The sequence below is a fragment of the Paenibacillus sp. NN59 genome, assembly GCF_057597225.1.
The window spans coordinates 1,770,611-1,791,951 of the sequence record NZ_CP199678.1; the positions used below are offsets into that span (position 1 = coordinate 1,770,611).

Sequence of the window (21,341 nt, forward strand, 5' to 3'; positions counted from 1 at the left end):
TGTTTTAGTATGAACAGTGTAAACCGCGTTTAGAACAACTGAACTTATCGTCCGTATCCATGTTCCGAAGCAAAGTTGTCATGACATGATATTTCATCACATATGTTATTCACGATTCAGGTTCCAAACATCTTACATACTGGTCCTTTGTACGCAAGCTGCTGCAAGCCCAGCCCCATCCATCATAAATTTCTTCATCTATATTCAAGGTAACCGTCTCGTTACTATACTCGCTCCAGTTTTCAATGCGAAGGGTATCGTCACTCTCCCATTCGAGGTGATTTCCGCCATGAAACTCTGCGCGATAGATGCTTTTGGCATTCGAAGCGCTTGTATCCGCTGTTTTCCGTACGTCTACCCAGATCGTCACCCCGCCTGCTGCGCCGCCGTAAGGAACACCGTATAGTTCGGCCGTGTATTCTCCATTGGGAGATGACATGTACGAGCTCAGATCACCCTCACCCGAACGATCGAATGTGGAGAGGTAGGGACGAAGCGTGAAGAAAAGCGTCAAAGCCACGACGGGCAACATAAACAAGGAGATAAATATCGAAGCTTTTGGATGCCTGCGAACCCAAGATTTGCGTGAAGAGTTATTAGACAATGTTGATTTGATTTTGGATTGATCGGAATGTTCAGAATGTTCCATGGATACCGTAGTCCTCCCTTGCGGTCTAGAAGTTCATTGACATTTTCATTCCTGATCATATCATAGTGAGTGTTTTCTAGATTACAAATAAGTTAAATTAATCCAAAACAATTGTTATAAAGAGTGGTTATTTGACTTGTGTCTAAAAAGGGTTAACCATTTTTACATTAAAACGCGGTTGCTCATTCGCGCCGTGCCCGTTAAACTAAAGGTAGCGGCGTTTTGCTTGACGGACAAGTCATGAGAACGCCATTTTGTTGTCAGGGATGCGGCGCTGGTGCCGCGTCTAGATGTCAGAATCGGATAGAACCAAGCCGGTGCAGGAACACCGGTGACAAGTAAGGAGTCTTTACATGAGTGTGCAAGCACCTACTTTAGAAGAAGCGCAGGGTCTCCTGCAAAAATATTATGGTTACCCCGATTTTCGTGAGGGCCAAAAAAAGATCGTTTCCAGCCTGCTCGAATATGAGGACACGCTGGGGATTATGCCAACCGGAGGCGGGAAGTCAATTTGTTACCAGATTCCCGCTTTGTTATATCCGGGGCTGACGCTGGTCGTTTCCCCGTTAATCTCGTTGATGAAAGACCAGGTCGATGCGCTGACGACCGCGGGCATTGCCGCCGCTTATATTAATAGTACGTTAAGCGGCAGAGAAGTGAATGAGCGCATCCGCGCGGCGCAGCGCGGTGAGTTGAAGTTGCTCTACGTCGCGCCGGAGCGACTGGAGCTGGACTGGTTCCGCGATGAGATGGGGCAGTTGCCCATCTCGTGCGTGGCAGTGGATGAGGCCCACTGCGTGTCACAGTGGGGCCATGATTTTCGGACAAGCTACCTGGCGGTAGCACCGTTTGTGGACAGTTTGCCGGAGCGGCCGGTGGTTGCGGCCTTTACGGCGACGGCGACGCCCGAGGTCATGGGCGATATTCTGCGGCTGCTGCGTTTGCAGGACCCGCAGACGTATGTGACCGGACTTGGGCGAGATAATCTCGCGTTTAGCGTGCTACGCGGCGAGAGCAAAAAAGATTTTGTCTTGAACTACGCGCGCGAACATGCCAGCGAGCCAGGTATTGTATACGCCGCGACCCGTAAGGACGTGGACGATCTGCATCAGCGTTTGTTGCAGGCTGGTTTGCCGGCAGGACGTTACCATGCAGGCATGACGGACGATGAACGGGCGCAGAGCCAGGAGCAGTTTTTGTACGATGATATTCGCGTGATGGTTGCGACCAATGCCTTCGGAATGGGGATCGACAAGTCCAACGTGCGTTATGTGCTTCACTACAGCATGCCGAAAAACATGGAGGCATACGTTCAGGAAGCCGGACGTGCGGGTCGGGACGGTGAGCCAAGTCAGTGTATTTTACTTTTCGGAGCACAGGATATCATCACCCAAAAGTTTCTGATCGAGCAGAACCCGATGGAGGGTGACCGCAAAGCGAACGATTACCGCAAGCTGCAACAGATGGTGGATTACTGTTATACCACACGCTGTTTGCGCAGTGCACAGCTGGATTACTTCGGTGAGGTGCACGAGGACAAGCCTTGCGGCATTTGCAGTTCGTGTACAGACGACCGTGAGCTGGTGGATATGACCATTGATGCGCAAAAAATATTCAGTTGCATTCACCGCATGCGTGAACGCTACGGGGTATCGCTGGTCGCTTCGGTACTTAAGGGTTCCCGTGCCAAGAAAGTGCTGGACTACGGCTTCGATTCCTTGCCAACATACGGGGTTATGGGCAATCGCACAGAGCGCGAAATTGCAGAGATCATCAACGTGATGGTATCCGAAGGTTACCTGATGTTGTCTGAGGGCCAATATCCAGTGGTTCGATTACAGCCGCTGGCGGTGGAAGTGCTGAAAGGTCAACGCGAAGTCATGCAGCGTGTCGTACGGAAAACAGCGGCTACAGCTTCCGGTACAAACTACGGCGGACGCCGCGGACGCGATGCAATGCCTTCGGCTGTGAACGAAACGGTGTTTGAACAGCTGCGCCTGATCCGCCGTGATCTGGCTGCCAAAGAACATGTGCCATCCTATATTATCTTTAACGATGCCACCTTGCGCGAAATGAGTGTGGTATGTCCGAAGACAGAACGTGACATGCTGACCATTAAAGGGGTCGGTGAGGTCAAGTACCGCAAGTACGGTCTGCCGTTCCTGGAATTCTTCCAGAAGCAATCGGGTGAAGAAGTGGATACGGATGATGACGCTTTTTATGAATATGAGTGATATATGTTAGCGATATGTGATAGTGAATATGTCGTGAGTGATGAGGATAAATGACAAGAGATAAGTGATATCTGATCTGTGACCGAGGCCTACAGATTTGACAGGCTGCTCAAGTAGAGGATGGAAAGCTAACGATCCCCATGGAGCTTATTTGCCCTGAATCGGGGACATTTGAAATCTAACGATCTCCAGGAAGCTTATTTCATTTAAAATCCTGAAAAAAGAGTCTGATCAAGCTGATTTCAGCAGAATAGCGTCTCTGGGGATCGTTAGAATTTTCCAAAGCCCGAACATGCCGAAATAAGGCTTCTCCTGATCGTTAGCGCTCGTAGTAGAGGGTGGCCAACTTGCACTAGCCATGGGTGATGGGTGATATTTGACTAATGTGCATGGATTGATGAGCAATATTGGAGTGGATTGTGTACGTTCTATAGTTCTACTTATATAGTTCAGAAGCTGAAACTAGATCAGAAGCGGAACCGGAAGCATAATTAGAAGAAGGAACACAAGAAGAACCACAACCGGATCAAGAACAGGACAGAACAAGAATTAGAACCAGTAACAGGATCAGAGCCAAGCTCAGAATAGAATCGAATTCAAAAAGTAATACATGTCTCTCATGAATTGTGTCCTTTCAGAGTAGACAATATGGGCGAGAATGTCTTTCAAAGGGTGGACATGGACGTTAAAAGTTGTTAACGAGTGTTGACACAGTATATAGTTGTTTTAATGAAATTCAAGTCTATATATTGTGTCTATATTCGGGCGGAGAGTGTATGTGTTTTTAAAAGAGGTGTCCACTCTTTGAAAGACAAAATAGGAATTTGTTTATGAGGCGCGGACGGTTATAGCATACGGACTGGTTAATAGATCTTGTTAGTAGACCTTGCTAGTAGATCTTGTTTATAAGTCCTGCGAGTGTGTTGGCGCGTTGAAGCGTGTGTGTACTTGCGCGGTTTTCGATGTGGATTTGTGCAAGTGTGGCGATAAATAAGGCTCGGAGTTGCGTAGAGGTTTGTCTGAACAGCATCCGGGGAAGGATGGCTGTGGAGCTTTACTTTTCCCAAAAAATATGTGGTCTGGGTGTCCAGGCAAAGGTTGTGAACCATGAAGGTAATTTTGTCGACTTTGAATGCAAAGTACATCCATACCTCGCTGGCGCTGCGGTGTTTGAAGGCGTACAGTGAGAAGGATTTTGATATTGAGCTCGCGGAGTATACGATCAAAGACCCGGTCATGAATATTGTGTCCGATCTTTACCAGCGCGGGGCGGATGTGATTGGGTTTTCGTGTTACATCTGGAACATTGAAGAGACGATTAAGGTGATCGATAATTTGAAAAAGGTTATGCCTGACGTGAAAATTTTGCTCGGCGGGCCGGAGGTGTCCTACGACACCGAATATTGGATGAACCAGATTCCCAATGTCGATTTTATCGTCATGGGTGAAGGGGAAGAGACGCTGCATCAGCTCTTGACGGAGCTTGAAGGCAGCAAGAAGTTTCATTTTGTCTATGGACTGGCGTATCGCAAAGGGGAAGAGGTTATTCTCATGCCAGGACGCCCGAAAGCGGATTTGAATGATCTGCCTTCGCCGCATCGATTTGAAGAGGATATCCCGGATCTCGGGAAGCGGGTTGTTTATTTTGAGACCAGCCGGGGCTGTCCGTTTAGTTGTCAGTTCTGTCTTTCCAGTATTGAAGTCGGCGTGCGGTATTACGATATCGAGCGGACGAAATCGGACATTCTGTACCTGATCGAGAAGGGTGCGAAGCTGATCAAGTTTGTGGACCGGACGTTTAACATTAAACGGGATTATGCAATGGAGATGTTTAAATTTTTGATCGAGAATCATCAGGGAACGGTGTTTCAGTTTGAAATTACGGCTGACATTATGCGTCCCGAGGTACTTGATTATCTTGCAGAGAATGCGCCGCCGGGTACGTTCCGCTTCGAAATCGGGGTGCAATCCACGAATGATCCAACGAATGAACTGGTGAAACGCCGCCAGAACTTCGCCAAGCTGAGTCGTACGGTGAATAAAGTCAAAGCCAGCGGCAAGATCGACCAGCATTTGGATCTGATCGCGGGACTACCGGAGGAAGATTATAATACGTTCCGCAAGACGTTTAATGATGTGTTTGCTTTGGGGCCGGAAGAGTTACAGCTCGGATTCCTCAAAATGCTTCGTGGTACGGGACTTCGTCTGGATGCAGAGAAGTACAATTATACGTATATGGATCACGCACCGTATGAGATTTTGGGCAGTGACGTGTTGCCGTTTAGCGACATCGTTCGCCTGAAACGCCTGGAGGATGTGCTGGAGAAATACTGGAATGCGCACCGGATGGATCATACGCTGAAGTATCTGATGGAGCAGGAGTTTGATTCACCGTTTGATTTCTTCCAGGCCTTTGGCGATTACTGGGAGGGTCAGGGCTGGCAGAAGATTGGGCATCAGCTAGAGGATTTGTTCACTCGTCTGCACAGCTTCCTGGAGTCACGGAACACACCACACATGGATATTGTGCTTGGTCTGATGAAGCTGGATTATTTCCTGGGTCATAAGTACAAGCCGCGTAAAATCTGGTGGGACGATGTGCTCCAGAAAGATCAATGGGCGGGCTATATGAAAACGTTGGCTGAACGTCCAGAAGACGTTCGATTGCCACGTGTTGCCGGTGCCTCTGGCTCGGCATGGCTGGAAAGCAGCGGCGCGAGTGGAGCGGCCGCTGCGGGAACTTCGGCGGCTGCCGGAGAGGACACTGCCGCAGATGCGGCGGGTGTGATCGGCAGCCACGCCGGGGATGCTGCGTCGCTTGCAGCGCGCGACGCGGTGGGGTCCGCCGCGGATGGAGCGGCGGACCTGGGGCACGGCAACGCTTCGCGTGCGTTGCCAATGACCTCGGCCATGACCGCACAGACGGTCATGGGTGCCCGTGCTTTCGCCGATCTGGGACTCGGCGAAAAGGAACTGCAGAAGCACGCCGTACTGGACGTGCTTCCGTTCCGGCTTGAGCGTGTGCTAGCTGGCGCCAGCCCGCTTGCCGCGAAAGGCCAGACGCTGCTGGTTGTCGTATACCAGCAGCACGAAGACCAGCAGGCGCAGTATTACACGCTGCCGCTGGGAGAAGAAGCCGCTGCCATGTAGGTGCAGCGACCATATTTCCGAAAGCATCGGAAGATCATTGGATTTCCTTACGGGATGAAGATGATCTTCCTTTTTTTTTATTTTCCAAATTCAATAGAACTCATATATCCAATTAAGCTGAAGGAGAATGTCGTATGAACAACCGAACAGAAGCCTCCATCATACTAACCAAAGGTTATGCTGATACATTATATGTGCAAATTCCATATAATACGGTGCACATTCAGCGCATTCGTCAGGTAACAGGGAGAAGGTGGGAGACTGATGCAAAACGCTGGATCATTCCCTACTCAGACGCATCTCTTCAGGAGTTTACAAAGCACTTTGATGCGCTAGATGTAGAGATTTCCCCGGAGTTGTGGGTAGAGAGTGAGCTTTTAAGGAACTGGAAGTTAAGTGGAGAGCAAACACAATGGAAGAGGGAGGAATTGCAGCAAGCTTTGAAGTTAAGAGGATACAGTCGCAAAACGATTAAAGCATACTGCAATCAGATAGAACGATTTGTGGCCAGTCTTCCTCAGATGGATACAGAAATCCATACATCTCATGTTCAGGCATATTGTTTGGATTTACTTGAGCGAGGAGTCTCCCATTCCAGTGTGAATCAGACGATTAGTGCGATCCGATTTTATTGTAAACATGTGTTACTTCATCCTGCTGAGTTTCAATATATACGTCCCAAAAAGCAGGTGAAGCTGCCCAATGTTATGTCCGAAAAAGAAGTTACCCTATTGCTGAAAGCTGTGACTAATCTCAAGCATAAGACAATCCTGTATCTCACTTATTCGGCAGGGCTTCGTGTCGGCGAAGTCGTTCGTCTACGCTATAGTGATCTGGATATTGATCGTCAGACGATTATCGTAAGGCAGGGAAAGGGTCAAAAGGATCGGAGAACTCTTCTCTCTCATCTTGCTTGGGAGATTGTACAGAAGTACATCGCCGAATATAAACCCGAGCGTTGGTTGTTTCCGGGACAATCATCAGATCGACATCTTACGGAGCGCAGTGTACAAAAGGTTTTTGAAGAAGCTAGACAACGAGCGGATATTGTAAAAAAGTGTAGCATCCATGCTTTGCGGCACTCTTTCGCTACACATCTGTTGGAAAACGGAACAGACCTGCGCTATATTCAGGAGCTTCTTGGTCATACGAGTGCACAAACAACGCAAAGATATACGCATGTTAGCACGAAAAATATTCAGCGTATTCAGAGCCCACTGGATCGGATGGACATGGGAGATTGATTATCTCAAACTTCTCCCTTTTTCACCAAATTTTTCTTCGCATATATCGCCCCGTAGGTTATCATATACGTAGTTCATATATTACGTTGAATGTGTGGTATTTACGAAGTACATAAATTAGATGTTATGGGAAATACCACTAAAGAAGTTTTATAGAAAGGAACGAAATTATATGACAATAATTCAAGAAGCTAAAATACAATCAAAAGTGATTTTTTCAAAAGACAAAAGGCACAGATACTTGCTTGAGAGAGTTTGGGACAATGAGAAGAAAAAAGCGACTGTGATTATGATTAATCCGAGCTTTGCAGATGAATTAAAAACTGATGTGAGTGTTTGTAAATTGATGAATTTTCTAATAGATAATGATTTTGGGACACTTAGGATAGTAAACTTATATGCATTTATTTCAACAGACCCTTCTGCTTTATCGAACAATTCAGAGGCCGTAGGTGAATTAAATGATCAATATATTGAAAGTTCTATAGCAGATACTGACTTAATCATTATTGGTTGGGGAATTGAAAAATCAAAATACACCAAAAGAAAAGCATACATAAGGAATCTATTAAAGAAAACTAATATAGAAATTAAAGGATTCATTGATAATGAAGGGCGTATAGGGAGACATCCAAGTAGGATAAACCAATTTATATTGAGTGATTATCCTCTGGAGTAATGGTACTACCCATAACATAATATTCAAGCAGCGGCTCTATGGAGCCTTGGTCTGCGGGAAGGATTTCGGAGAGGGATTTCAGCAGACAACCCCGTTGGGGTTCATGAATACAGGAACGTTATGGGAAATACCACTAAAGAAGTTTTATAGAAAGGAACGAAATTATATGACAATAATTCAAGAAGCTAAAATACAATCAAAAGTGATTTTTTCAAAAGACAAAAGGCACAGATACTTGCTTGAGAGAGTTTGGGACAATGAGAAGAAAAAAGCGACTGTGATTATGATTAATCCGAGCTTTGCAGATGAATTAAAAACTGATGTGAGTGTTTGTAAATTGATGAATTTTCTAATAGATAATGATTTTGGGACACTTAGGATAGTAAACTTATATGCATTTATTTCAACAGACCCTTCTGCTTTATCGAACAATTCAGAGGCCGTAGGTGAATTAAATGATCAATATATTGAAAGTTCTATAGCAGATACTGACTTAATCATTATTGGTTGGGGAATTGAAAAATCAAAATACACCAAAAGAAAAGCATACATAAGGAATCTATTAAAGAAAACTAATATAGAAATTAAAGGATTCATTGATAATGAAGGGCGTATAGGGAGACATCCAAGTAGGATAAACCAATTTATATTGAGTGATTATCCTCTGGAGTAATGGTACTACCCATAACATAATATTCAAGCAGCGGCTCTATGGAGCCTTGGTCTGCGGGAAGGATTTCGGAGAGGGATTTCAGCAGACAACCCCGTTGGGGTTCATGAATACAGGAACGTTATACGACAGAATCAAACAAAAAATCAAAGATAATGGTTAAAGAAAATTAATTCACATACATAGAATATTTATGGAGGTGTAGTATGTATCACAATTTTGTGCTAGTCCAAAAAATAAATAAACATGCAGACTTAAAGGTTTACTTTGCAACAGGACAATACATCAATTGGACGTATGAAACAATCAAAAGTCCCTCTAAGAAGCTTAATAACCCGATGTTTCCTATAACCATTACTGATCAGAGAGTAACAATCCAAGAAAAGCCAAAAGGACGAGAAACAAGTTGTTATAGAACCACTGAAAATAAAATTAGATTCATAGACGACTATGGAGTCCCAGAAGGATTTCTTATATGTGTAACAGGACCAGAAGGCTACATACCTAAATTAATAAAATTCGGTCCAAAGCCTACTGTATATAAACAAGGATTTTCCTATGAGAATCCTGGAATATTTGATTTCTATGTTAATTCAACTACAAGGGAGGCATCAATACTAATTCATACGACTGAAAGATCTTTATTCAGTATGGCAATTGATTTTGAAAAATATGATGGCGATTTCAATATGAATAGAAAGACTAACTATCATGATACCTTTGATTTAACGATAGCTTTAAATGCAGGTAAATTTGAAGAAGTGACAAAAAAAGATGTACAGGACATAATGCCTAACATATTGGAATCACAGTCTGAGGAAATAGTCGAAGTAATGAATGAATTGATAGAACACCTGAATACAAGAGAACATAGTAGTGTACCTAATTCTCTTAAATTGAAAATTTCTAATGTGTTTAATAGTGTACTTGCTACAACCTCCGCCACTGTTACGATAGTGGATTCATACATTAACGATGGAAGTGCGGGGAAGATACTTAAAACTTTAATAGAATATTTTTCTCAATAATAAGTTGTTTGAATAATAATAAAGAATTAATTATGCGAGTATATCGAGAAGAGTGATTCCATCGTATAACATAATATTCACGCTGCGGGCATACGCCCTAGGTCCGGCATTCGCCAGACACCCGACATGCGTCGGGTCGTGAATACAGGAACGTTATGGGAAATACCACTAAAGAAGTTTTATAGAAAGGAACGAAATTATATGACAATAATTCAAGAAGCTAAAATACAATCAAAAGTGATTTTTTCAAAAGACAAAAGGCACAGATACTTGCTTGAGAGAGTTTGGGACAATGAGAAGAAAAAAGCGACTGTGATTATGATTAATCCGAGCTTTGCAGATGAATTAAAAACTGATGTGAGTGTTTGTAAATTGATGAATTTTCTAATAGATAATGATTTTGGGACACTTAGGATAGTAAACTTATATGCATTTATTTCAACAGACCCTTCTGCTTTATCGAACAATTCAGAGGCCGTAGGTGAATTAAATGATCAATATATTGAAAGTTCTATAGCAGATACTGACTTAATCATTATTGGTTGGGGAATTGAAAAATCAAAATACACCAAAAGAAAAGCATACATAAGGAATCTATTAAAGAAAACTAATATAGAAATTAAAGGATTCATTGATAATGAAGGGCGTATAGGGAGACATCCAAGTAGGATAAACCAATTTATATTGAGTGATTATCCTCTGGAGTAATGGTACTACCCATAACATAATATTCAAGCAGCGGCTCTATGGAGCCTTGGTCTGCGGGAAGGATTTCGGAGAGGGATTTCAGCAGACAACCCCGTTGGGGTTCATGAATACAGGAACGTTATGTGAAATACCAGAAACTAGTTATTCGAGAGGGTGAAACGATGCATCAAATGGATCTAACCAAAACCCTTGAAGAGCTTGAAGATAAATATTGGGGAGAACCGAATTTTGCTTCCTCATTAGTGATTCAAGTGCATAAATTAAGAAAGAAACCTCTTTGCGAATTGAGTGATGAAGATTTAAGACTATTGATCGGGCAACAAATGAGTCTAACTTTTCTTTTACCTCTAGCGTTAGAGAGATTAATAGATAACCCATTAAGATCAGGGGAATTGTATACAGGCGATTTATTTTGTTCGGTTCTCAGAGTAGGGAAAGAATATTGGAAAGAACATAAAGAATTAAAGAACGAAGTGGATGAAGTGATTAGAACATATGAAGAAGCAAGAGAGACATTAGAAGAACACATAAGAAAATACAGAAACGATCATTTATAAGTAGATTCAAGAAGCCCGGTACTCCACATAACAATATATTCACGCTTCGGCTCCGATGGAGCCTGGGTCTGCTGGATGGATTTCGGAGAGGGATTTTCAGCAGACAACCCCGTTGGGGTTCGTGAATACAGGAACGTTATGTGCAATTACTGCAAATATATTGAGAGTGGGAATCAAACATGATTAATAAAGGAAAGCTTCTTGAAGAATACATTCATTATGTCTATTCAAGTCTTTTGAAGATGGAAGAGAAAAATGCACTAATCACTAAAGATGTAGTTATAACTGGTAATGACGGGCAGAAAAATCAATTTGATGTATACTATGAATTTATTAAAGCCGGGGTACCACACCGTGTGGCAATAGAATGTAAAAATCACACTAGACCAATCGAACGAAAAGAAGTACATGATTTTGCATGCAAATTAGAATCTGTAGCTCCGATGCAAGGGGTCATGATCGCACCTTCTGGGTTTCAGGAAGGAGCGAGAATTGCTGCAAAAAACAAAGGGATTACTTTGTTAATGGATGAAGAGTTGCCCAAATTAACTGATATCTTGTCTAAACAAATTTCATATATTTTTTTACCTGATGAAAATGTTGTTGGCGAACCCTTTTGGGCATTAATGATGTTAAATGGTGAAGGAGAAAATACTGGGAATTATGTTTCTTTTTTAGATAAACAAAAGCAACAACGTATTCCCATTTTTATTTCAAAGAAAACAGCAGAGAATTTTCGAGATAAGCATTTTTACCACGCAAATTGTGGTGTGAGAGGGATTCGTCAACACCAGCTAATGGCAGTTATTGAATTTTCAAAAATTCAAAAGTTTGAATATCTATTAGTAACATCTACTTATGATGAAACAGAATTTGAATTTCAAAACATAAATACTGATCATCTTAAAAGAGATTATTTGACTGATTATTGAGTATTTCAATGTAGGCAGTAACAGCACATAACATTATATTCACGCATCGGAACCTGTCGGTTCCTCGGTCTGCGAGAAGCACTAGACAGGGAAGCAGATTCAGCAGACAACCCCTTAGGGGTTCATGAATACAGGAACGTTAGGTGAAATTATCAGAAAGAAGGAAAAATATATAATGACTCATAAACTAATCATAGTAGATGGAATACCGGGATCTGGGAAGTCAACGCTTTCGGAAATGATATCTAAAGAGTTGGATAAGCAAGAAATAAACAATATATTTTATCATGAATTAACTGAAAATCACCCACTATTTATATGGGGGCGTAAATTTACGACCTTAAAAGATAAAGAGGAGGCAGAGTATTATTTTAATCGAGTAGTTGAACTGTTTAATAGTTTTGTAGAATCCCATAAAAATAAATCGGAAGTTATTATAATCGAAAGTGTATTATTTCAAGATACATTAAGTTTTGCATATAACAGGGGAATGGACCGGCTAAAGATTGAAGAACTATTTAGTAAATTAGTAGATATATTAAGAAACATGAATCCTATTCTCGTTTATATCTATCAATTAAATGTTAGAAGAAATTGGGAAATAATTGGTAAGGTAAGAGGTGTAGAATGGATAGCTTCTTTACATACTCAAGAAGGATTAGATGAAGCTGAAAGAGATTGGAAACCGAATCAAGAATTTATTAAGTCATTGATTGAAGAATGGAAGATACCAAAATTAATTATTGAAAACAAAGATTATTTATGGGAGGAATATAATGAAAGAACTAAAGAATTTTTGAGAGCTAATTCAATGCTGTCTGATAAAATCATCTAACATCACATTCCTACTGCGGGGCATTCGCCCCTTGGTCGCCAGAGGCGTTTCGAGGAAGAGGTTCAGGCGACACATTGATTTCCCTAAGATAAGAGCTATCTAAGGGAATCAACTTCAGGAATGCAACAACGTTATACGAAATAATCCAAAACCAGAAAGGATAGTGAAAAATGAAATTAGAGATTTTAAATGTACCTTCATTTTGGGGAACCGAAATGAAACAAAAACACTATCAAGTTCATGAGGGAAATAAAAAATTAGTTGTTCTATTTCCTGGACAAAATTATCCATGTCACAAGCCTACCTTGCATTTCGCAGGAACTTCCGCTATTCAAAGTGGTTTTGACCTTCTGATATTAGAGTATGGTTATCAAGCTGCGCGAGCCGAACTGGATCATGATGATGTACAAAGAGTGGTAGAAGAAATTCATGAGTCGATTAAGCAAGTAGTAAATAAATATAATCAAATTGTTTTTATTAGTAAGAGTCTAGGAACAATAATAGCTGGGGAAGTTCATGAGAAACTTGATATGCCAATTAAACACCTATTTTTAACACCTATTAAAGATACTATTCGCTACGTCAATAAGTTCAATGGAGCAGTCATATACGGAACAAAAGATCAAGCATTTAGTGAAGAGTTGGCAAGCAAAATCAACGAAGAAAATGAAATTGTTAAAATCGCTAATGCTAATCATTCTTTAGAAACAAACGAAGTCGAAGAAAGTATTGAAATTTTGAAAAAGCTTGTAAAAATCTATAAAGATTTTTTGGGACAATAATTATTCAATAAATTAAAGAGTAACTTCGTATAACATAATAATTCTAGTTGCGTCTCCTTCGGAGTCTTGGTTTGCGAGAAGCATTTCGAAGAGGGATTTCAGCAGATAACCCCTTCGGGGTTCATGAATACAGGAACGTTATAAGAAATAGCCGCAAAGGGAGGAATAATTGGTGTTAGAATTAGAGAAAAATGAGCTCGAGACTGTTCGCTTTTTATGCAGCGGTATAAGTAATACAGTTCTTTTTGCGAGTATAGAAGGAAATATAGGAAGGGCATGGATTGACAGCAAGAAGGAGCCCACGTACTCCGTAATTGTTGCAGGAGATTTCGCATTTTTACTTGGAAGTGTCGAAGCTTTGAAAGAAGTAGATGTTCCATTGCGGTTTGTTCTTGAAGAATGCAGGGGGAAAATCATAATTACGAATGAGTTTTCTTGGATATCCCTTTTATCTCAACATTACTCGGATTCATTCCAAAAGTTTAACCGGTATTCCTTTAAGAAAGAATCGAATTTCCAAGTAGAACAATTAGAAGAGAACATAAAAATGATAGATACTGCATTCAAAATCGTACCCATAGATGAACATATTTACCCAATGGTACTGCAAGATCCCTTTATGGCAGATTGTTGTTGTTTCTTCTCTTCCATAGAAGAATTTGTGCAGCATGGAATTGGATTTGTTATCCTCAAGGATAATCAGATTATTACCGGTGCTTCTTCTTATACTTATCATGAAGGGTGTATTGAAGTTACAATTGGGACACATCCCTTGTACAGACGCCAAGGTTTGGCACTAGCTTGCGCATCAAGATTGATTCTTGAGTGCCTAAGTCGAAATATTCACCCAAACTGGGAGGCAGCCAATATAGAGTCAGTTGCTCTTGCAGAAAAATTAGGTTACAAATTGGAAAAAGAATACGAAGTGTATTCCATATAAACAGTCACACTACGGGGACTGCGTTAAGATAACAGGACGGCGGTAGTTGAGTGTTGCAAAGAAAATAATTGTAGGTGCTTCAAAGAAGGCGGATACATCGTGTAACAATATATCTACGCCGCGTCGCTATTGCTCCTTGGTTTGCGCGAGGATTTTCGAAGAAGTCGATTCCGGCAGGCACTCCTGCAAGGCTAAGTGGCGGAGCGCCCATTCGCTATTGCTCCTTTTAACCTTTCGGGTTCATGAATACAACAACGTTATAGGAAATCATCGTAAATATTAACATCAATTAAACACCTATTGATATTAATATTCTCAAATGAGTAGCAAAATTGCAAAGCACTTAATTATCCTAAAAATATTGATTATTCTCTTGATAAAATTAATAATGTATACATAGCTTGTCAAGGAGGCGGTACAATTGGTAATCATGAATAGTCGGACAGAAATTAGAGGGATAGCGCCTACTCGTCCATAAACTGCGTGTTTCTTTCTTGATGAGGGCAACCAGTGCAAGAATATCAAATTGCAAAAATGAATGACTTTTCAAATGAAAAGATCAATCAAATTAGAATGCTAGAAGAGTTATGCAAGATATACGATAACTCAAGTTTGAGGGTGGGGATCGAAAGCCTTAAAGAGATAGATGGAGATCATGCTTTTCTTTGCCAACAGGAAGATCAGTTAGTCGGTTTTCTAAGTTGGTATTCCTCAGATGGGATTGAAGCTAATATTAATAGTATGGTTCATCCGCAATCTCGCCGTTCTGGTGTTTTTCGGAAATTACTTCAAAGGGCAACGGCGGAGATGCAAATGCAGGGTATCCGTACTTGTCGTTTCAGAATTCCATCAAACTCTGAGTCAGGTATTAATTGTATAACACATTTAGGTGCTAGCTTTAGTTCATCTGAATTCTCTATGACCTTCAAGGGGATAGAAGATAGAGAATTATGTGTTGGGGACGTTAATCTGCGATTGGCTGAAGAACAGGACTTAGAGTTTATGATTACGTGTTTGTCTGAGGCTTTTGGAGATTCCGAGTCTTGGACTAGGGAATATCTGAGCCATACTAAAGAGTCATCACGTATTACGTATATTGCTATGGACCGTCTGACACCCTTAGGCATGATTAGAGTGAATTGTCTTCATACGAATACTGCGATTATCCATGATTTTTGTGTGCTTCCTGCATTTCAGGGGAGAGGGTATGGCCGTGACATTCTTTCGAAGGTAGTTAAGTTCTTGCAAAATCAAGAGTACTCTCCAATCCGCTTGAGTGTAGTTACTCAAAATAGACGCGCATTAAGTCTGTATCAGTCCATAGGATTCGATGTGTCTGCCGAATCTCTTTATTATGTGATTCCTATGGATAACCTTTAGTTGATTACGATAGGAAAAGAACGAGTTACCAACTAAAAAATCTTTATGGTATATCAAAGTATCAAAGAAAACGCTGAAATCCTATAACCTAGTATTCATGCTACAGGGTTATCACCCTTGATTGTCAGATGCTAATCATGAAAGGAAGCTCAGACAACAAACGATCCAGCCTAAGATAAGAGCTATCTATGGTTGGGTCATTTTTTAATACAGGGATGTTATGCGAAGCTACTGTAGTATCACTAGAGATCGACATAAAAAAGGAGAATGCTTGATGTTCTATGTTAATGCAAGAGCAATTGTCGAACGTAAAGGAGACGATAATACGGAAATAATCATACAGACCCGAAATAAAAAGAATGAGGAATCATTAGAATTGCCAGGTGGAAGATTAGAATTATTCGAATCCATATTAGATGGTCTGAGGCGAGAAGTTTTCGAAGAAACAGGTTTGACTGTTATTGAAGTGGAAGGTAGTCAAAAGCGTATAGATACACGTGGGATTAATCCCGATTTTGAAGTTGAGTGTCTAGAACCTTATTGTGTATATCAAACAATAAAAGGTCCAGTTGATTCTATGGGGATGTATTTTATATGTAAGGTTGATGGCAATCTCTTAGAAGTAGGAGATGAAACTACAAATATCAGATGGGAAAATGTTGAAGAAGTCTATAACATGATGATAGAAGATCAAAAACAGTTTTCAGATGTAGATCGTGCTGGGTTGAAGTACTATTTAAAACACAGATTTGGAAAGCAAATCTAAACAGGCAACATCGCATAAAAATGTCACGCTTGGCTACTGAGGTGAATGTATCTAATGATAAAATTAAATGTAAAAATAATGATCTTGATCTTATTTTTAATTTTGCCTGCCTGTTCGCCCAATAATGAAAAAGAAAAAGATCCTCCTGACTCCATCTTTCAGGTTGGCGTAGATGAAATTGCAAATATTAAGGTCAACGAAACTTTTCAATTCGTAGGGTATTTGAAAAATTCATCAAAAAAGGCAGTGGAGATATCTCATGGATCAGGTATGTTCAGTTATGAGATTTATAATGAAGATGGCGAAAGAATCCTTCCAAACGGAAATGTGTTATTAGAACACGCTATTGGCTATCAGGTGGAGATTCGTTCTGGTGAAGAATATAGAAATAATGGACAAAAACAAAGAAGTAAGGAATATTATGAATTCGTTATCCACCAGCCAGGCAATTACAAAGTTAAAACGAATGTCGAATTTATGATGAATAATGATGGCAAACAAAAGAAAATGAGGTTATCGAGTGAATCCAAAGAATTCAAAGTGCAGTAGAGGATTGCAGGGAATCTCAACATAAATTTAGCGGAGGTGATTTCAATGGAAGTACAAATACTCAAAAAACAAATTAGTGTAGAAGATTATATGAATCTGAGGGAGATCGTGGGTTGGGGTAATCCTGATAATATAGAGGCCATCGAACGTGGATTAAAGAACACTTTATATTCCATCTGTATAGAGGTTGAGGAGCAGACGATAGGATATGGAAGAATCGTGGGCGACGGTGGGTTTACTTTTTACATACAAGATATTATCGTGTTACCTTCCTATCAAAGGCTAGGTTTAGGCAATAAAATAATGGCGGAACTGATGGAGTATATTACAAGTACGTATCCGCCAGGAAGTTCAGTCGGACTCATGTCGGCAAAAGGTAAAGAGGATTTTTATAAGAAATTTGGATTCATGGAGAGACCCAATGAAAGTTATGGTGCAGGAATGATCCAATACTTAAAGAAACCATAGTAGAGGCATGTCAAGCAAGAGAAATTCACCGGACACATAGCTGAAAGAAGTTCTTAGTTTAGGAGGAATTCATATGATATTAGAAAAAGTTATAAATCAAATCACCATACAAAGTGAATATAAGGATTTGGTTGATACGTATGTAGAGCATATCCTGAACGAATTCAAAGATAAGATTCATAGCATTTATATGTGTGGCTCGATTCCCAAAGGAACGGCTCAACCTTATAAGTCAGATGCAGACTTTACGATTGTATGTGCAAAACCCGAAGATATTGATTACGAAAGATTGTCGAATATCAAGGATAAGCTTTTGGAAGAATACCCGTTTGTCACTAAGATGGATACAATCATTTGCTCGATGGATGATGTATTAAGTAGGCCGAATGATTGGGGTTTTTGGGTTAAAATCATTTGTGTTTGCATACATGGGGAGGACATTGGTGAAAAAGTACCCCCGATCATTATCTCTCCAGAATTCATCATAGACTTAAATAGAGATACCAAGGAGGAAGTGGATCGTGTACATCGTTCACTTTCTAATGCTAGTGATGACGCGATGAAAACTAGATATACTAAAGGTTACTCGAAGAGATTACTTCGTGCATTATATTCATTGATTATAGAAGATACAGGGGTATGGGAAGACGACATGACTAAGATGAAAAATGCTATATTAAACTATTGCGAGATTGATCCTGCTTTAGTTGAATATCTGTATGCTTGTTACTTGGATAGTAGTCATGTACCTGTTGAAGAGTTTCTAAGAAATGCAGAGGAAGTATATCGCTATTTCGAGAATGCCTTACATACAATGGCTGCTTTCAGAAAATCAAAATGAAGGTGAGGTGGGACAGATGAAGGAGGCTACTCCTAAATATGTTGAACAAGCATCCATGGAAAGTCTCATACAAAAGTTGAATCTGCCGCCACTCACTCCATTTTCACAGGACTGGGAGTATACGTCGGCTGATGCATCGAGATTAGATGAATTTATTACGTATTACGAGAATCATCAATTAAACGACAATGAGAAATTTACACTGATGATCATTATGATCTCTTCATTGGATGACTACCTTTCCGAAGGAAAAGGAATGGATGGTCACAAACTATGGAATAGAATAAAACAAAATCTACGTAAAGATTATGAGTTACATATCCATACCATTAATTACTGGTCTCAAGATGAGAGCGATCTGGAAGATTGTTTTGCAGTCACACCCTATGTTAGAGAGATGCGAACCTGGAACGAAGGTGAATACGACAATGATTGAAAAAGAAGAAATCATGGACAGGTTATTAATAGCCGTGCCCTCCTATAAGGATAGATATGAACGGTACATCCAAGAGAACTATGAACTTGGGGAAGCGAGATTGATCTATGTCGATATAAGTGACTTCGTCAAACATGTTATTGAGTGTTATCAACGTAAAAACACGGATGAATTCGATGCACTATTCGAAGTCATTGAAGAGCTTCATACGAATGGAGATTCATTTGTTAAAGAATTTGCTACAGTCGGTATTCTGGAATCATTACAGAACCAATTATCGGATAAGAAAATTGAGTATAGTGAAATTGAAAAATGTTTAAAACCAGAATCAAAACGATGGTGGAATCATGTAATTGATTATTGGAATGGGAAGACTCCATACATAGGAGGACCGATTAAGGAACAATCATAATTTTCTGGATGTTGGTGATTTTGAAGCAACCCTAGAATCATTCAAAAGCCCGAAAAGGAGATGATTCTTATGAAAGTCACGCTTCGCTTTGTCTTACCTTGTGATGCTGAATATGTACAGCAATACGCAAGTTACCCTGAAATTTCAGAGACAAGCAATGTTCCCTATCCTTATCCAGACGGAGCAGGAGAATCATGGGTGAACATGGTGATGGCTAGACGTGAACAAGGGATATCTTATGTATTTACTATTTTATCGGATGATCAATTTGCGGGTGTCATGTCTATAAATGCTGTGGACCTAACTGAGAAAACAGCAGAGTTGGATTACTGGATTGCAGTTCCTTTCTGGAACCGAGGCATAGGTACAATCTCAGCCCAAAAGGCTATTGCCTTTGCATTTCATGAATTGGATCTTCAAATTCTTAGAAGTGCTTGTTTGGCGAGCAATAAAGGCTCGTTAAAGGTCCTTGAGAAGAACGGATTTAAAAAAGTGAATGACTTTATTTTTGAAGCTGGCAAGTTTGAAGATAAAACAGGATGTAGACTTGAATTACATAGGTGAAGACCTTTAGGTTGCAAATCCTGATGAAAACTTTATGGAGCCTGTGATTGATTAAATCGAGTGAGAGGGAGAGATCTCCATCCTCTACTGCAGGCGATTGGAGAGGAATGATTCTATGAAGATGGCCTTTATTTTATTCAATGGAGTAACATTTCTTGATTTTGTTGGTTTCTATGACGTTATCTATCGATTGAACTTATTTGACCAAACCAAAGGAACGACATGGGACATCTGTGGATTGACTGAGGAAGTGACGGATGAACTTGGGATGAGCGTAAAGGTGAATGTCATAAAACCTGATTTATCTCAATATGACCTTGTTTTTGTTCCAGGAGGCATGGGGACTAGAAAACTAAAAGAAGATAATGAATTTGTAGATTGGATTCGAACTGCCGAATCTGTAAGTTACAAAATCTCGGTTTGTACGGGTTCACTTTTGTTAGGGGCTGCCGGTTTCTTAAAGGACAAGATAGCCACAACCCATCCGAATGTATATGAATTACTTCAGCCTTACTGTAAAGAAGTAGTTAAAACGAGAATCGTTAAAGATGGAAACGTGATCACTGCTGGAGGCGTAGCAACATCGATTGATTTGGGACTATATTTAATTGAATTGTTTATAGGCCAAGAAGAGGCAGATGTAGTAAAGAAGCAAATTGATTATCCCTACACTGCAGTAGGAATCATTGAGGTTTAGTTTTTTCGAAGAGGGCAAATCAATGGGGGAAGGAAATGAATAAGAAAACGTATCTTGTTAAGGTTGCTTATTTAATTGATCTGAGTGATGAAGAATACAAAGAAATTGGCGACAATTTGATTCCAGAACTTGAAAATGAAATTACAGTCAGGCAAAATCTAAAATTAAAATGGGAGAGTAGTTCTACTATATTACTTGATTCAGAGGGTATGAACTGTGGAAGGTGTTCGAAATGTAATTCGTGGGTAACCGACAGAGAAAAACCGGATCATATAGATGAACTAAACAACGGAGCGGTTGTCGATGATCGATTACTCTGTGATGAGTGTTTGCCAGAGGATCATAGGTGGGCATTCTAGAACGCTCCCAAGGTGCACGATAGTCATTTCCAGTATGTGAATTTAGGTGGACATAATATATTAATGAGGTGAGAGGTTGAAGTATTTCTTCGGGGTGTTAACCATCTTAGGAATAATATTACCTTACATGTCGTTTATTCCTTGGATTGGTGAAAACGGATTCAATCTAACAATGCTATTGAGTGAAGCAAGACAGAATCGAATTAGCGAGTTTGCTTGGGTGGATGTGTTAGTATCAGCAGTTGTTTTGATTGGATTTATCATATATGAAGGAAAGCGAATTGGAGTAAAGCATATGTGGTTACCGATCATTGGAACATTAACCGTTGGGGTTTCATTCGGACTACCATTATTTTTATTATTGCGTGAAATTCATATGGAAAAAATGAAGAATAGATAAACTAGAATTGATCTTTAGGTAAGTGAAGGAGTCCCGCAACTTAATTGAATTGGTGATTTGA

24 protein-coding genes are annotated in these 21,341 nt (G+C 40.4%); 23 read left to right on the plus strand and 1 reads right to left on the minus strand.

Annotated elements, in window-relative coordinates; genetic code table 11:
- Nucleotides 1–109: 109 nt before the first annotated feature.
- Nucleotides 110–649, minus strand: coding sequence for a DUF5412 family protein (locus ACT89M_RS07740; protein ID WP_308722240.1), 540 nt, complete (start codon nucleotides 647–649; stop codon nucleotides 110–112).
- A gap of 353 nt (nucleotides 650–1,002) precedes the next feature.
- On the opposite strand from ACT89M_RS07740, the gene recQ reads away from it, so the two are divergent.
- From recQ to ACT89M_RS07855, 23 genes are all read left to right on the plus strand, one after another.
- On the plus strand, nucleotides 1,003–2,883 hold the full coding sequence (gene recQ, locus ACT89M_RS07745; protein ID WP_090921798.1) for a DNA helicase RecQ: 1,881 nt from the start codon (nucleotides 1,003–1,005) through the stop codon (nucleotides 2,881–2,883).
- 1,107 nt (nucleotides 2,884–3,990) lie between these two features.
- On the plus strand, nucleotides 3,991–6,033 hold the full coding sequence (locus ACT89M_RS07750) for a B12-binding domain-containing radical SAM protein (RefSeq protein ID WP_487345158.1): 2,043 nt from the start codon (nucleotides 3,991–3,993) through the stop codon (nucleotides 6,031–6,033).
- A 134-nt stretch (nucleotides 6,034–6,167) separates the two neighbouring features.
- Nucleotides 6,168–7,277 carry a tyrosine-type recombinase/integrase gene (locus tag ACT89M_RS07755; RefSeq protein ID WP_341181771.1) on the plus strand — a complete coding sequence of 370 codons (1,110 nt, stop codon included), beginning with the start codon at nucleotides 6,168–6,170 and terminating at the stop codon, nucleotides 7,275–7,277.
- Between the two features lie 172 nt (nucleotides 7,278–7,449).
- Complete coding sequence (locus ACT89M_RS07760) at nucleotides 7,450–7,956, plus strand: DUF1643 domain-containing protein (protein ID WP_487345159.1); 507 nt, start codon at nucleotides 7,450–7,452, stop codon at nucleotides 7,954–7,956.
- A 103-nt stretch (nucleotides 7,957–8,059) separates the two neighbouring features.
- On the plus strand, nucleotides 8,060–8,629 hold the full coding sequence (locus ACT89M_RS07765; protein WP_487345160.1) for a DUF1643 domain-containing protein: 570 nt from the start codon (nucleotides 8,060–8,062) through the stop codon (nucleotides 8,627–8,629).
- A 203-nt stretch (nucleotides 8,630–8,832) separates the two neighbouring features.
- Nucleotides 8,833–9,654: a hypothetical protein gene (locus tag ACT89M_RS07770; protein ID WP_487345161.1), complete on the plus strand. Its 822-nt coding sequence runs from the start codon at nucleotides 8,833–8,835 to the stop codon at nucleotides 9,652–9,654.
- Between the two features lie 138 nt (nucleotides 9,655–9,792).
- Entirely contained in the window at nucleotides 9,793–10,362 is a 570-nt protein-coding gene (locus ACT89M_RS07775; RefSeq protein WP_487345160.1) for a DUF1643 domain-containing protein, read from the plus strand.
- A gap of 161 nt (nucleotides 10,363–10,523) precedes the next feature.
- Nucleotides 10,524–10,919: a contact-dependent growth inhibition system immunity protein gene (locus tag ACT89M_RS07780; protein ID WP_253495351.1), complete on the plus strand. Its 396-nt coding sequence runs from the start codon at nucleotides 10,524–10,526 to the stop codon at nucleotides 10,917–10,919.
- 179 nt (nucleotides 10,920–11,098) lie between these two features.
- Nucleotides 11,099–11,851, plus strand: coding sequence for a restriction endonuclease (locus ACT89M_RS07785; RefSeq protein WP_154887280.1), 753 nt, complete (start codon nucleotides 11,099–11,101; stop codon nucleotides 11,849–11,851).
- A 124-nt stretch (nucleotides 11,852–11,975) separates the two neighbouring features.
- Entirely contained in the window at nucleotides 11,976–12,686 is a 711-nt protein-coding gene (locus tag ACT89M_RS07790; protein ID WP_487345162.1) for a P-loop NTPase fold protein, read from the plus strand.
- Nucleotides 12,687–12,856: 170 nt separating this feature from the next.
- Nucleotides 12,857–13,468 carry an alpha/beta hydrolase gene (locus ACT89M_RS07795; RefSeq protein ID WP_154887276.1) on the plus strand — a complete coding sequence of 204 codons (612 nt, stop codon included), beginning with the start codon at nucleotides 12,857–12,859 and terminating at the stop codon, nucleotides 13,466–13,468.
- A gap of 172 nt (nucleotides 13,469–13,640) precedes the next feature.
- Nucleotides 13,641–14,408 carry a GNAT family N-acetyltransferase gene (locus ACT89M_RS07800; RefSeq protein WP_464680434.1) on the plus strand — a complete coding sequence of 256 codons (768 nt, stop codon included), beginning with the start codon at nucleotides 13,641–13,643 and terminating at the stop codon, nucleotides 14,406–14,408.
- A 510-nt stretch (nucleotides 14,409–14,918) separates the two neighbouring features.
- Nucleotides 14,919–15,788 carry a GNAT family N-acetyltransferase gene (locus ACT89M_RS07805; protein WP_487345163.1) on the plus strand — a complete coding sequence of 290 codons (870 nt, stop codon included), beginning with the start codon at nucleotides 14,919–14,921 and terminating at the stop codon, nucleotides 15,786–15,788.
- Between the two features lie 274 nt (nucleotides 15,789–16,062).
- Nucleotides 16,063–16,554 (plus strand): NUDIX hydrolase, encoded by a 492-nt coding sequence (locus ACT89M_RS07810; RefSeq protein WP_154887270.1) that lies wholly within the window; start codon nucleotides 16,063–16,065, stop codon nucleotides 16,552–16,554.
- 54 nt (nucleotides 16,555–16,608) lie between these two features.
- Nucleotides 16,609–17,103 carry a hypothetical protein gene (locus ACT89M_RS07815; protein ID WP_487345164.1) on the plus strand — a complete coding sequence of 165 codons (495 nt, stop codon included), beginning with the start codon at nucleotides 16,609–16,611 and terminating at the stop codon, nucleotides 17,101–17,103.
- 45 nt (nucleotides 17,104–17,148) lie between these two features.
- Entirely contained in the window at nucleotides 17,149–17,571 is a 423-nt protein-coding gene (locus tag ACT89M_RS07820) for a GNAT family N-acetyltransferase (protein WP_308722230.1), read from the plus strand.
- A gap of 73 nt (nucleotides 17,572–17,644) precedes the next feature.
- Entirely contained in the window at nucleotides 17,645–18,412 is a 768-nt protein-coding gene (locus ACT89M_RS07825) for a nucleotidyltransferase domain-containing protein (protein ID WP_487345165.1), read from the plus strand.
- A gap of 16 nt (nucleotides 18,413–18,428) precedes the next feature.
- Nucleotides 18,429–18,848, plus strand: a complete 420-nt coding sequence (locus ACT89M_RS07830; protein WP_341181776.1) for a hypothetical protein — start codon at nucleotides 18,429–18,431, stop codon at nucleotides 18,846–18,848.
- Nucleotides 18,841–19,260: a DUF7674 family protein gene (locus ACT89M_RS07835; protein WP_487345166.1), complete on the plus strand. Its 420-nt coding sequence runs from the start codon at nucleotides 18,841–18,843 to the stop codon at nucleotides 19,258–19,260. Before ACT89M_RS07830 ends, ACT89M_RS07835 begins: the two co-directional genes overlap by 8 nt.
- 69 nt (nucleotides 19,261–19,329) lie before the next feature.
- Nucleotides 19,330–19,824 carry a GNAT family N-acetyltransferase gene (locus ACT89M_RS07840; RefSeq protein WP_341181778.1) on the plus strand — a complete coding sequence of 165 codons (495 nt, stop codon included), beginning with the start codon at nucleotides 19,330–19,332 and terminating at the stop codon, nucleotides 19,822–19,824.
- A gap of 115 nt (nucleotides 19,825–19,939) precedes the next feature.
- The gene (locus ACT89M_RS07845; RefSeq protein ID WP_341181779.1) at nucleotides 19,940–20,521 is read left to right on the plus strand and encodes a DJ-1/PfpI family protein; all 582 of its coding nucleotides are present in this window, start codon (nucleotides 19,940–19,942) and stop codon (nucleotides 20,519–20,521) included.
- 35 nt (nucleotides 20,522–20,556) lie between these two features.
- The gene (locus ACT89M_RS07850) at nucleotides 20,557–20,880 is read left to right on the plus strand and encodes a hypothetical protein (protein ID WP_341181780.1); all 324 of its coding nucleotides are present in this window, start codon (nucleotides 20,557–20,559) and stop codon (nucleotides 20,878–20,880) included.
- Nucleotides 20,881–20,974: 94 nt separating this feature from the next.
- Complete coding sequence (locus ACT89M_RS07855; RefSeq protein WP_341181781.1) at nucleotides 20,975–21,280, plus strand: DUF2834 domain-containing protein; 306 nt, start codon at nucleotides 20,975–20,977, stop codon at nucleotides 21,278–21,280.
- The last annotated feature ends 61 nt before the right edge of the window (nucleotides 21,281–21,341 follow it).